11 protein-coding genes are annotated in these 11,669 nt (G+C 70.8%); 6 read left to right on the top strand and 5 right to left on the bottom strand.

Annotated features, from left to right (window positions below):
• Positions 1–120 precede the first annotated feature (120 nt).
• From NAEX_RS07425 to NAEX_RS07415, 3 genes are all read left to right on the top strand, one after another.
• A complete protein-coding gene (locus tag NAEX_RS07425; protein ID WP_096326816.1) occupies positions 121–921 on the top strand; it encodes a leucine-rich repeat domain-containing protein in 801 nt (266 codons plus the stop codon).
• A 43-nt stretch (positions 922–964) separates the two neighbouring features.
• On the top strand, positions 965–2,074 hold the full coding sequence (locus NAEX_RS07420; protein WP_143140859.1) for a hypothetical protein: 1,110 nt from the start codon (positions 965–967) through the stop codon (positions 2,072–2,074).
• Between the two features lie 581 nt (positions 2,075–2,655).
• Complete coding sequence (locus tag NAEX_RS07415) at positions 2,656–2,931, top strand: hypothetical protein (protein ID WP_096326814.1); 276 nt, start codon at positions 2,656–2,658, stop codon at positions 2,929–2,931.
• A gap of 11 nt (positions 2,932–2,942) precedes the next feature.
• On the opposite strand, the gene NAEX_RS07410 is transcribed toward NAEX_RS07415, so the two are convergent.
• A complete protein-coding gene (locus NAEX_RS07410) occupies positions 2,943–4,325 on the bottom strand; it encodes a transposase (protein WP_096325674.1) in 1,383 nt (460 codons plus the stop codon).
• 220 nt (positions 4,326–4,545) lie between these two features.
• On the opposite strand from NAEX_RS07410, the gene NAEX_RS07405 reads away from it, so the two are divergent.
• Entirely contained in the window at positions 4,546–4,740 is a 195-nt protein-coding gene (locus NAEX_RS07405) for a hypothetical protein (RefSeq protein ID WP_096326813.1), read from the top strand.
• A gap of 29 nt (positions 4,741–4,769) precedes the next feature.
• On the opposite strand, the gene NAEX_RS07400 is transcribed toward NAEX_RS07405, so the two are convergent.
• From NAEX_RS07400 to NAEX_RS47450, 3 genes are all read right to left on the bottom strand, one after another.
• On the bottom strand, positions 4,770–5,306 hold the full coding sequence (locus tag NAEX_RS07400) for an NADAR family protein (protein WP_245913640.1): 537 nt from the start codon (positions 5,304–5,306) through the stop codon (positions 4,770–4,772).
• 107 nt (positions 5,307–5,413) lie between these two features.
• Positions 5,414–6,187, bottom strand: coding sequence for an SDR family oxidoreductase (locus tag NAEX_RS07395; protein WP_096326812.1), 774 nt, complete (start codon positions 6,185–6,187; stop codon positions 5,414–5,416).
• A 403-nt stretch (positions 6,188–6,590) separates the two neighbouring features.
• Entirely contained in the window at positions 6,591–6,926 is a 336-nt protein-coding gene (locus tag NAEX_RS47450) for a hypothetical protein (RefSeq protein ID WP_143141418.1), read from the bottom strand.
• A 641-nt stretch (positions 6,927–7,567) separates the two neighbouring features.
• Here NAEX_RS47450 and NAEX_RS07390 point away from each other — a divergent pair.
• Complete coding sequence (locus tag NAEX_RS07390; protein ID WP_096326811.1) at positions 7,568–8,608, top strand: SAM-dependent methyltransferase; 1,041 nt, start codon at positions 7,568–7,570, stop codon at positions 8,606–8,608.
• Positions 8,609–9,009: 401 nt separating this feature from the next.
• Entirely contained in the window at positions 9,010–10,785 is a 1,776-nt protein-coding gene (locus tag NAEX_RS07385) for a CocE/NonD family hydrolase (RefSeq protein WP_170135533.1), read from the top strand.
• A 27-nt stretch (positions 10,786–10,812) separates the two neighbouring features.
• Here NAEX_RS07385 and NAEX_RS07380 read toward each other — a convergent pair whose 3' ends face one another.
• On the bottom strand, positions 10,813–11,658 hold the full coding sequence (locus tag NAEX_RS07380; RefSeq protein ID WP_096326809.1) for a class I SAM-dependent methyltransferase: 846 nt from the start codon (positions 11,656–11,658) through the stop codon (positions 10,813–10,815).
• Between the last annotated feature and the right edge of the window lie 11 nt (positions 11,659–11,669).

Below are 11,669 nucleotides of genomic sequence, written 5' to 3'. Positions count from 1 at the left end.
ACGGCGGCGCGGTGTCGTCGAGCCGCTCCATGCCGTGCTCGCGTGCGCGCGCAGTGGCTCGGCGAACGAGCCCGTTGACGGCGTGGGCGGCGGCTGGCAGCCTGCTGCATGCCTTCGGGGATGGAGCGCGAATTCGAGCTGGTCCGTGGGGTGCCGAGCGAGGCCGCGTGGGACGAGCTGACGGAGGCGCTGGAGGCCCGGCGGGCGGCCGGCGAGGACCTCGCGGGGTGGGTGGAGGCGCTGGCGCCCGAGCTGGCGCGCTGGCCCGAGGAGGTGCCGCGACTCCTGCCGTTGCGCTGGACGTATCGCCTGGCGGCGCGCGGGAGCTTGCCGGAGGCGGCGCTGGCGAACGCGCTGCTGCTCAGCGACCGCTGGGCGATGAGGCATTTCGACGAGTTCCGGCCGCTGACGCAGCGCGAGGGCGACGCGCACGACATCCTCGGCGACGAATACGACGACGTCGAAGCCGACGCGCGCACCGAGCAGGAGCGGGTGTTCCAGGCGAAAGAGCTGAGCGCGATCCGCAGCCTCGACGTGGCGTTCTTCTCCGACGACAACCCCTATTCGCCCGGGCCGATGGTGTGGCTGGAGAGCCCGGCGTTGCTGCTGGCGGCGCCGTTCATCGCCGGTCTGTACGAGCTGAACCTGGCGCACGCGCTGGCGAGCTGGAAGGATCCAGGGGCAGGGCTGGTCGAGCTGCTGCGCCGCGCGCCGGCGCTGCGCCGCCTCGATCTGTCGCAGAACGACCTCGGCGAGGCGGCGCTCGTCGCCCTGGCGGGGTGCCCGGAGGCGCGAAGGCTGCAGCGGCTCATCGTCACCGGCAACCGCTCGGGCGCGGCGTCCCGGCGGGCGTTCGCGGCGGCGGGGCTGCGCGGCGTGGTCGAGGATCTCGACGACGAGGACGAGGACGAGGACGCGTGAGGGCGATGCCGGGCCCGGGCGTCGCGATGCTACCGTGGCGGGCGTGACGTCGTCCACCGATCCTCGCCCTCGCGTGGCCCACCTGCGCCCGTGCGGGCCGCCGACGCTGCTGTACAGCATGCTCGACGGCACGCCGGCGCGGAACCTGCTCGGCTACGGCGACCCCTGCGTGGCCCGCGTCGACGGCCGCTGGACCATGTTCGTCGGCGGGTTCCAGCTCGACCTCCGCAACAACCTGTACGCGCTGCAGCTGCCGGAGGGGGACGAGCTGGACTCGCCGGCGTGGTCGTTCGTGACGGCGCCGGGGCGGCCCGGCCGCGCGCAGCCGCTGGTGCCGCAGCCGCGCCGCGACGAGTGGGACCACCACGGGCTGCACACGCCGAGCTACGTGCGCGGCCGGGTCGGCGACGCGGAGGTCGAGCGCATTTATTATGCGGGTCGCGGGTCGTATCGCGTGGTCGACAACGTCGCGCCGTATGGCATCGGGGTGATGACGCGCCGCGACGGGACGTGGGCGCGTCATCCGACGCCGATCCTCCGCGGGTCGCCGACGAGCCCCAACGTGCTCGAGCCCAAGGCGGCGTATCTGAACGGCAAGTGGCGCGTCTGGTACACGACGACGCCGCAGGAGGCGGGCAAGCGGGCGCCGGTGCGCTACCGCATCGAATACGTGGAGAGCGACGACGGCGTGACGGGCTGGTCGGCGCCGGTGGTGGTGTTCGACGAGGAGGAGGGCTACTACGACGCGGCGGTCACGGCGTCGCCGCCGGGCGCGGCAGGGGCGTACACGATGCTGCTGTGCCGCAGCACGAACCTGTATGGCCGTAGCCCGTTCCCCGAGCAGGGAATGTGGCTGGCCGCCGGCGGCGAAGAATTCGGGGCGCGCGCGAACTGGCAGATCGCCGCGTCGCCGCTGATCCGCTGCGACGCGGCGGCGCCGGAGTGGTACCGCCACGGGCCGTTCGGGCCGTCGCTGGTGGCGCTCGACCGGCCGACGCGGCGCGGGGTCGCGGCGTGCGTGTTCTTCTCCGGGGTCGACAGCCGCCGCAACTGGGCCCGCCTGGCGCTGCGCAACCTGGGGCGCGGCAAGCTGCCGCCGCCGCCGGCGCCGTTCTTCTTCACGCTCGGGCGGCTCGACTTGACGCCGGGGTGATCGGTGTTCGAGTGGCTGGCGAAGAGCCTCTTGCTGTTGCACGCCGTTCCGCGGCCTGAAGTCGAGCCGCACCGTATCGCCCATCTCGGTGACATCAAGCCCAAACGAACTCGAGACGAGCAGCGTGAACCTGCCGCGCCGCGGCATTTCCGACCCCACGATCAGCGCCCCGCGTTCGTCCAAGTTCTCGTCGTCGTCCATCCTCGAACCTCCGAGGCACTCGGCAGCGCCTTGACGACGCGGTTCGCCGCACGGTTACGCCGCACGGGTGCAGAGACGCCCGCCATGCCGCGGGCGCGAGACGGCGCCCACGTCCTACGCAGACCCAGGATTGCGACGCCGCGGTACTGGTGCGCCGGCACCTCGCCGACTTCCTTGTGAGCCTCGAGGAAAGTCGCATGCGAGCGGGGCGCCGCGCAGCGACCTGTCTCGTTCGGCGCCGCCGCAGTTGTCTGACAGCGGCTTCAACCGCCGGTGCCCCTTTGCAACCGGAGCGCGCCCAACCCGCGTCGCAACATGGCCGACTGTCTTCGTCTCGAAAATTCCGGGCGGTCGCGGCCGCTTGTGGTACACAGGGGAAGATGATTCGGAATACACCCAGCGGCCTTCTGATCGCTCTCCTCGTTGTATTCAATTTCTTCACCTACGCGGCTTGCAAGTCTACTGGACAGGACGAGAGGCTCGTCCTTGAGGCTCGAAAGATGCAGGATGAGGCCCGGAGGTTGCAGGCCGCCGAGCTCGCCGCGGCCCAGGAGTGTGCGGCACGCGACGAGGAACGTGAAGCCGAAATGCGTCGCCTGATGGCGACGCTGGCCGACCTGAAGCAAGAACTAGCAGCCCGAGGTAGAAGTCGGTGAGACGAAATCGCTCATGCGTATCTCGAGTGAGCGACGTGCTCTGGAAGTCGAGCTCCCGGTAGGGAGTGCCGCGAATGGCGGTCAAGAAGCGCTCCGAGCCACCGCAGAAGCGTGAGGACAGCCACGAGCACGGCAGAAAGCGCGGCCCGAAGGCCCTGGAGGGCCCTCGGTTTCCCGATTCCGTGGACCTTTCGCATGATCAAGCTCAGGTTGAATCCGGCGGCGTGGATGACCAGCCGCTTGAGGATATTGTCGTGACCGCGGACGTGGACCCTGCGCATTCCGCCGGAGTCGAGCATGTGCGCGAAGGGCCGTTCGACCAGCTCGCTGCGCTTCTTCTGCAGTTCCTTGCTCTTGCCTCGCTTCACGCGGCGGCGGTTCCGGTGCACCGCCTCACGCTCGGCCTGCTTGTCCTTCCACCGCCGGCGACCACGCGCGGGCTCCGGGATGTAGCTGCGTACGTCGACCTCCTCGAGGCTCGTGAGCACGTCGTTGCTGTGGTAGCCCTTGTCGGCGACGACCTCCTCGACGCGCTCGGCGATCTGCTCCCTGGCCTTCTCCGAGCCCTCTTGGCGCACCTCCGCGAGATTGGCGTCGGCGACCTCCAGCGTCTTCTCGATGGTCTTCGTGTCGCCCGCAGCGCCGCCGTGCACCGTCACGCCGACGATGGCGCCGGTCTCGAGGTCGACCGCCTGCTCGTGCTTGTGCGCGAGGTGGGTGCTGCCGTCCTTCATCTTCATGATCTGCGCCTCGGGATCGTGCGGGTGTACCCACTCGTCGTTCGAGCCCTTCTTCGGCCGCTTGCGGTCCAGCCGCGCCAGGTCCTCGCGCGTCGGTTCCTCGATCCCCTCGGCCTTCGCCAGGTCGGTCAAGTACTCCTTGTACGCGCGTCCGTCGTCGCGGCGCACGATCGATCGCAGCGCCGCGTTCGCCTCAAGTGTCGTTGCGTCGATCCCGAGCGTCTTGCCGCGCAACAGGCCATGCTCGGCGACCAGCTCCAGCACCCGCGTGAACACCCGCTCGTGCACGTCGGTGCTCAGCCGACGCCGCGTCCGCGAGATCGTCGAGTGATCCGGCGGCTGCTTCTCCAGGCCGAGCCCCAAAAACCGCCGCAGACTCAGCGAGTCGGCGACCCGCCAGGCGATGCCCCGCTCGCTGCCGATCCCCTCGAAGTAGCCGATCAGCAAGCAGCGGAAGTACACCCCCGGCGCGAGGCCCGGTCGTCCCATCACCTCGGCGTAGAACGGCTCGCACTGCTTCTCCGCGAAACGGTCGAAGCCGTGCTTCCGGAGCAGCTTGTCGAGCGCCTCGTAGAACGGGTGCCCGAGCCCCTGCAACTTGTCATACGTGATGAACAGCGTCGGCTGCTCCCCGTTGTCGTGCCCCATGGCCATGGCAAAGCCACTTTATCAGCTTTCATCGCAGAGCGCGATACCGCGCGCCGCTCCGCTGCTCGCGAGGTTCCTCGCGGCGTGGTTGCCGCGACTTTCACCACGGGCTGCTAGACAAGCTCAAGCAGCAGCGAGACGCGATCGTGCAGGCTCAGGCCAATTACGCGCAGGCTAAGGCCAACTACGACGCCGAGCTCGTAGAGTGCCGCAAGCGACTCGGCCGGTGAACTCCGAGCAGCAACTCTGGGGGAAGGAGATGGACCGGATTGCCCTGCGCAAGAACTTCGATACGACCATGAACCGCCTGCGCGCCCGATTGAAAGAAGGCGAAGTGCGCGAGGACGTGGTGGTGCTCGATGGAAAAGGCAACGTCGAATTGATGCTCCATCCCCACGATCGAGTGCTCGATCAGACCTGAGCACGCGCTCCCGACGCAGCTCGACGCGGTCAGCTCGGCGAGTCATCGCGCAGCCGGGCGGACAGCTCGGCGCGCACGCGCATCAACGCTTCGCCGAGCAGGTTCTTGCCGCGCCACTGGTTCGGGTCGTGGATCCGCGGGTCGTCGGCGCGCAGGCCGACGCCCCAGAGGCGATCGAGCGGGCTGGCCTCGACGAGCAGCTTGCCGCCGGTGGCCAGCAGCGCGGCCCGCATGTCCGGGTTCTGCGCGAACTTGGCCCGGTTGCCGCGGACCACGATGCCGAGGCACTCGCGGTCCCACACGTCCTGGGAAAAGCCGGCGACCTGGCGCCCGAGCGCCTTGTGCGTCCGCGGCGAGTCGGCAGCGAGGATCTTCGCCCGCGTGGCCTCGTCGCCGAACAGCCGCGCCTTCTCGGCCATCATGAACTGCTCGGCGCAGCCGTAGGTCACGCCGTCGACGACGAACCGCGACGGGGTCCACTGCCCGAACACGGCCGGCGGCTGCCAGAACAGGACCATCGTCTCGGTCTCGAACACCTGCGAACCGTCGAAGTCGTCGCGCGGCATGGGCGAGGACGATAGCAGCGACCCAGGCGCGGCGTCGACGAGAAGGCTGGGGGGTGCGCGAGCGCGAGCGCGCGGGCACGCCCTTTCGGACATGTCTCGAAGGACATCTACTCGGCGTAGATCATCGCCCGCGTCATGCCGCCGTCGACCACGAACTCCTGGCCGGTGACGAAGCCGGCGCGGTCCGACAGCAGGAAGGCGACCATCGCGGCGACGTCGTCGGGACGACCGACCCGGCCGACCGGGTGCTGCGCGTGGTCGACCGGGCGCAGCGGCGGCGGCTCGGGGCGGCCGGGGCCGCGCTCGTCGCGGGTGTCAATCCAGCCGGGGCTGACGCAGTTGACGCGGACCGCGGGCCCGAGGCTGCGCGCGAGCGCGTGCGTCAGCGCGACCAGGCCGCCCTTGCTGGCCGCGTAGGCCTCGGTGTCGGGCTCGGACTGGTGCGCGCGCGTGGAGGCGACGTTGACGATCGCCCCGCGCGCGGCCCGAAGGTGCGGCGCGGCGTGCTTGCAGCACAGCATCGGCCCGGTGAGGTTGACCGCCAGGACCCGCTCCCAGCGGGCCAGCGGCAGGGTCGCCAGCGGGCCGCCGTGCGGGTCGGCGATCGCGGCGTTGTTGACCAGGGCGTCGAGGCGACCGAGCCGCGCGAGCGCCCCGGCGATCGCGGCCTCGACGTCGGGCTCGCGGCTCAGGTCGGCCTGCACGAACCACGCAGCTTCGGGGCGCGCGAGGGTGGCGAGCGCGTCCTCGCCGGCCTCGCGGTCGAGGTCGACGAGGACGACGCGGTGACCGGCGGCCTGGAGGGTGCGGGCGATCGCTCGCCCGATCCCGCGGGCGGCTCCGGTGACGATGGCGCCGGGCGCGGACGGGGAAACAGACATGCCCCTGCATATCACCGCGCGCGCTCGTTGCCATCGCCCCGTGCGCTGCGCTCGATCGCGTCCTGGTCGCCGTGATGCCGTCGGGCGGACCCTCGGCTCGCGCCGGCCGCCACTGCGGCGGAACCAGCACGGCCTCATCTCCGAGGTCGCCGAGCGCGGACACCTGCAGGCCGCGTACGTCCGGTACATCGCCGCGAGACGCGGCCCGAGACGCGGTGGGGCGTCGAAGCCCGACCGACCCCGATTGCGGAGTGGCAAGGCCGGATTCCAGGGGCTTTGGCAACTCCATGGCATCGAGTACCGGTGCGCGGTGCGCGAGGCCGGCCCCGCGCACCGCCCGGTGGGAGGAGCGGCGCCGCCCAGTGAAAACGCGAACGTTGCCAACCGTTGCCAGACGAACCGCTCAGGACGAAGAAAAATAGGCCGCAAATGCAGGGAACAACGGTGCCGCGTTGCCACGAACTTGTGCTCGCCCCGCACCTCGTCCTCGCCCCTCGCCCTCGCGGTTTGCGACCGCGACTCTGAACAGCCCCTCTGCCGCGCCTTCGACCCCGCCGAGGGCGCCGAGCTGGCGACGATCACGACGGAGATCGATCAGCGCGGCGGTGTCGCGATGCATCACCGCGAGGACGAGCAGCGCCGCCGCGCGGGCCGATTCCCGCGCGGCAGCCACTCGCTGCACCCGCGCAGCGCCCAGCGGGCACGTCCAGGCGCGCTCGGCGAACGCCGCGGTGGTCAAGGGCCGCCGCGCCGCCCGGGCTCCGAATCCCGATCGACTCGGTCGCTTGCACCGGCCGCGGGCGCGAGGCCTCACAAGCGAGAACCAAAACAGGACTCAGCGAGGGTGTAATCCGGCCCGAGGTTCTTGCAGGCCTTCTTTGCCACGTAGGCGCACCCCTTGAACGGAATCACGCAGGGAGTTGCCGCCAGAATTTCGGCGGGAGAGGCCGGCCCCGCCACGGGTACCAGTCCAGGGTTCGCATACTCTCCCTCACCGTCTGGTCGTCCCCTGTTTGGGAGCGCGCAGCCCGACGGTGTGGGGCTTCTGAGGGAGGTCTCGGGTCCGGGGTTCGAGCCGCTCGCGCACGAGCACGACGATGCGAGAGCATCGTCTCCGGCGACGGCGGGGTCTCGTCCCGGGCCGTCTCGCAGGGCATGCACGCAATCGTGCCTCGCCTGAATACGCGATATCAGCGGCCATGGCGAGAGCGCCGGAGGATCCTGCAGGCAACGGGTCAGCAGCGAACGGGCTCGCCCACGATCGCGCCGTGCGGATGGTGCGACCTACGATCGTGGCCCGGCGAGCGCTTGCCGTGCGCGGGTCTTCGTGCGATCGTGGTATGAGGATAGGCTGATGGTCCTCGACGGGGAGAAGCGAGCATGAGCGCACACCCTCTTGATCTGGAGCGCATCGCGGCGCGCGGGACCCCGGACGCCGTCCTGCGGGTGCTGTTTCGCCTCGCGATCGCCGATTCGCTGCGAGCCCGGCTCGCGGGCGGTGCCGAGGTCCAGCAAGCGAGCAAGCTGGCGCTCATGCGGCGGATGGCCGACATCCCGCTAGCGACCCCGACGGACCCGGCCAGCCATCAGCACTACGACCTCCCCTGCGACTTCTACCGGATCTTCCTGGGGCCGCGCATGGTCTACAGCGCGTGCCTCTTCCCCGAGGGGATCGGCGAGATCGAGGCCGCGGAGGAGGCCATGTTGGCGCTCATGTGCTCGCGCGCCGGGCTGGAGGACGGCCAGGCGGTGCTCGATCTGGGGTGCGGGTGGGGCGGCCTCTCGCTGCACATCGCCCGCAGTTATCCGCGCTGTCGCGTGCATGCCCTCACCAACTCGTCGCAGCAGGTCGGCTGGGTCGTCGGCCGCGCCCGCGAGCTCGGCGTGGCCGACCGCGTCACGGTCGAGCTCGCGGATGTCACGCGATGGGAGGCGCCGCATCGGTTCGACCGCGTCGTCTCGGTGGAGATGTTCGAGTACATCCGCAACCACGCCGCGCTCCTGCGGTCGATCTCGCGCTGGCTGACGCCGGCCGGTCGCCTGTTCGTCCAGGTCCTCGCCCACCGCAGCGTCGCTTACTTGCCCGAGGGCTCGGCCGACACCGCGCTGTTCTCCGGCGGCTTCACGCCGTCGGCCGACTGGTTCCTGTACTTCCAGGACGACCTGCGCCTGCTCGACCACCAGATCGTCAGCGGTCTCCACTATCACCGCACGTGCGAGGCTTGGCTCTCGCGCCTCGACGCGCGCTGGGACGAGGCCGAGGCGCTGCTAACGGGCCACTTCGGTGCGGAGGAGGGCCGGCGTCAGCTCGCGCTGTTCAAGCTGTTCTTTTTGAATTCCAGCGAGTCCTGCCGCTTCGAGGACGGAGACGCCTATCTGTTGACCCACTCCGTGTTCGAGCCGCGCCGGCCTCCCGCCTGACCGACGGCGGCAGGTTGGTAGCCCGGGTCGTCCGCGGATTCGGCGGCTCGCCGGCGAGGGCAGCGAAGGCACGCGCGGACCCATGCGCGCTCGCGCGGCGGCGCTGCCGACCTCAGGTGCAGCTCGCAGCTCGCGGCGCCGAGGCTCCGGCCGCCAGGCTCATCGGCGTGGGCGTGCGGAGCGGCACTCGAGGGCGGCGCGACCCCAACCGATCGGCGCTGGCATGCGCGCACGATTGCGCGGAGCGGGCCTGCGCGATGCACGGTGATGCGCCCTTGGTCGCTCATGCGATTTCGCGGCGGAGCGTCGGCCCGAATCGTGGTATCCTCGCGAACCGATGCGCGATCGTCCGCGTCCCGACGGACGTGGTGGCGAGCGCGGGGAGTAGCGAGGGTACGAGCATGGATACCGACGAGAAGGATTGGGTGCGGCGGTCGTTCTATATCACCGTCCGCGACGGCACGCGCCTCGCGGCGTACCTCTTCCATCCGCGAGCCGCCGAGGGCGCGGCCGCGGAGCCCAGGCCGGTGCTGTGGACGCACAATCGCTACCACGACGCCAGCACCCCGCTCGATCTGCTGCGCGCCTGGTGCGACCACTTGCCCGGGCTCAAGGGGGCGTTCGACGCCATCGAGAAGTCGATCGAGGAGGCGAAGATCTCGCTCGACCAGATGCCCTGGCTCGAGGCGTTGGCGGCGCACGGATACACCGTGGCGATCGTCGACGTGCGCGGGAGCGGGGCCTCGTTCGGCTGGCAGCGCGGCCCGCTCGACGCCGAGGAGGCTCTGGACGCGCACGACGTCACCGAATGGTTCGCGGCCCAGCCGTGGTGCAGCGGCAAGGTGGGGATGTTCGGCCGCTCGTACATGGGCGTCAATCAGTTGCTGGCGGCGGCGACGGAACCGCCGCACCTCCGGGCGATCTTCCCCGAGATGGCGCTGTTCGACCTCTACGCGTTCATCCGCGGCGGGGGCATCTTCCGCGCCGACTTCGCCCACCACTGGACGCGGGACGTCATGCGCCGCGACCTCGTCGATCGCGCGTTCGCCGTCGACGGCGACGGGGACGGCGGCCTGCTGACGGCGGCGCGGGCCGAGCACGGGCGGAGCCGGGACATGGAGGCGATGTTCGCCGCGTTGCCGTTCCGCGACAGCCGCGACGACGCGACCGGCGAGCAGCCCTACGTCGAGCGCAACCCGGCGGCGCGCCTGGCGGACATCGGCCGCTCCGGGGTCGCCGTGTATCACCTGGCCGGCTGGTACGACCCGTTCGTGCGCGACGCGTTGCTCTGGTACACCAACCTCCCGAACCCGCAGCGGCTGATCATCGGTCCCTGGGCGCACACGGGGACCGCGGGCCTCGACATGGCGGAGGAGCACGCGCGCTGGTACGATTATTGGCTCATGGACGTCGACACCGGCGTGATGGACGACGCGCGCGTCGTTTATTACACCTACGGGGCGCCGGCCGGAGAGAAGTGGCGTTCGACGCGGACGTGGCCGCCGCCGGAGGCGCGGCCGACCGCGCTCTACCTGGTCGGCGGCCCGTCGGGCACGGTGCGGTCGGTGAACGACGGGTCGCTGCGTTCGGACGCGCCCGCGGTCGACGGCGAGGACAGGTATCGCATCGATCTGTCGACCACCTCCGGGCGCGCGACCCGGTGGACGAACGCCTACGGCGGGCCCTTCTTCTACGACGAACGGACCGCATACGACGAGAAGGGCCTCACCTACACCACCGAAGCGCTCGTGGAAGATCTCGAGGTGACGGGCCACCCGATCGTCCACCTCTGGGTGAGCTCGGACGGGCCCGACTTCGATTGCTTCGCCTACCTCGAGCTCGTCAGCGCATCCGGCGAGGCGTCGTATTTGACCGAGGGCGCCCTGCGGGCCTCGCACCGCCGGCTCGCCGAGCCGCCGTTCGCCGCGCTCGGTCTGCCGTATCACCCCAGCCGCGCGGAGGACATCGCCGAACTGCCCGACGCGCCTGTCGAGCTCGTGTTCGATCTGCTGCCGCTGTCGCGCGTGTTTCCGCGGGGCAGCCGGATCCGCCTCACCCTGACGTGCGCCGATCACGACAATGCGTTCACCCCCGAGCCGGCGCCCGAGCAGGCGATTTGCCTCCACCGCGGCCAGGACCGGCCGTCGCGGCTGGTGCTGCCGGTCGTGGCGCGGTAGCCCGCGCGTCCGGGTCGCGGCGAGCGCTCAGCCAGGGGCGCTCGCCGCGGGCTTCTTCAGCACCCAGACGTGATAGGCGATCTTGCCGATCATCAGATAGACGTTCCACAGATAGAAGCCGCGGAGGCGTTCGCAGACCTCGGCGCCGAACAGGCGGGCGGACTGCGCCGGCGCGCGCACGAGGGCGGCGAGGCGCAGATAATCGCGGGACTCCTTGCCGCCGAGGCCCTCGAAGAACGGCGAGTCGATGTCGCAGGTGGAGCCGCTCTCGACGATCTCGAGGCCGGCGGCGGCGTACGCCGCTTCGACCGCGGGGCGCGAGAGGGTGGCGAGGTTGAGGGCGAGCGCCCGCCCGACCTCCTCGGCCTCGCGCGGCTCGAGGCGCTCGGTCGCCACCGCGCTGCAGTTGAGCATGAGGCCGCTCGGGCGCAGCACGCGGGCCGCCTCGCGCAGCGCGCCGGCGAAGTCGCCGACGTGGTTGAACATGTCGCGGCACCACACGAGGTCGACGGCGGCGTCGGCGAGCGGGACGGCCTCCATCGTGCCCGCGCGGACGTCGACGAGCGCCTCGAGGTGCTCGTCGGCCGCGTTCTGGCGGGCGATCTCGAGGTTGCGGGCGACCGGGTCGACGGCGACGACGCGGCAGCCGTGCTCGCGCGCGAACCAGCAGGCCTGCTTGCCCTTGCCGCAGCCGATGTCGAGGACGACGTGGCCGGCGCCGACGCCCCAGCGCCGGGGCACCGCCAGCGTGGGGTCGTCGTCGCTGGTCGGGAGGAGGTCGTCGAGGGCGGAGAAGCGGTCGGCGTTGCTGGCCCGGTCCGGCCACAAGAACCGGTAGAACTCGTCGATGGCGTCGGAGGCGGGGGTCGTCATGGTCGCTCCTT

It is taken from the genome of Nannocystis exedens (assembly GCF_002343915.1).
In the GTDB taxonomy this organism is placed as follows: Bacteria; Myxococcota_A; Polyangia; order Nannocystales; family Nannocystaceae; genus Nannocystis; species Nannocystis exedens.
This window is presented reverse-complemented; position numbering and strand designations above follow the sequence as displayed.

Excerpts from the sequence above, each read along its gene's own strand:
- NAEX_RS07425 (WP_096326816.1), top strand. The coding sequence starts at position 121 with ATGGAGCGCGAATTCGAGCTGGTCCGTGGGGTGCCGAGCGAGGCCGCG.
- NAEX_RS07415 (WP_096326814.1), top strand. The coding sequence starts at position 2,656 with ATGATTCGGAATACACCCAGCGGCCTTCTGATCGCTCTCCTCGTTGTA.
- NAEX_RS07410 (WP_096325674.1), bottom strand. The coding sequence starts at position 4,325 with ATGGCCATGGGGCACGACAACGGGGAGCAGCCGACGCTGTTCATCACG.
- NAEX_RS07400 (WP_245913640.1), bottom strand. The coding sequence starts at position 5,306 with ATGCCGCGCGACGACTTCGACGGTTCGCAGGTGTTCGAGACCGAGACG.
- NAEX_RS07395 (WP_096326812.1), bottom strand. The coding sequence starts at position 6,187 with ATGTCTGTTTCCCCGTCCGCGCCCGGCGCCATCGTCACCGGAGCCGCC.
- NAEX_RS07390 (WP_096326811.1), top strand. The coding sequence starts at position 7,568 with ATGAGCGCACACCCTCTTGATCTGGAGCGCATCGCGGCGCGCGGGACC.
- NAEX_RS07385 (WP_170135533.1), top strand. The coding sequence starts at position 9,010 with ATGGATACCGACGAGAAGGATTGGGTGCGGCGGTCGTTCTATATCACC.
- NAEX_RS07380 (WP_096326809.1), bottom strand. The coding sequence starts at position 11,658 with ATGACGACCCCCGCCTCCGACGCCATCGACGAGTTCTACCGGTTCTTG.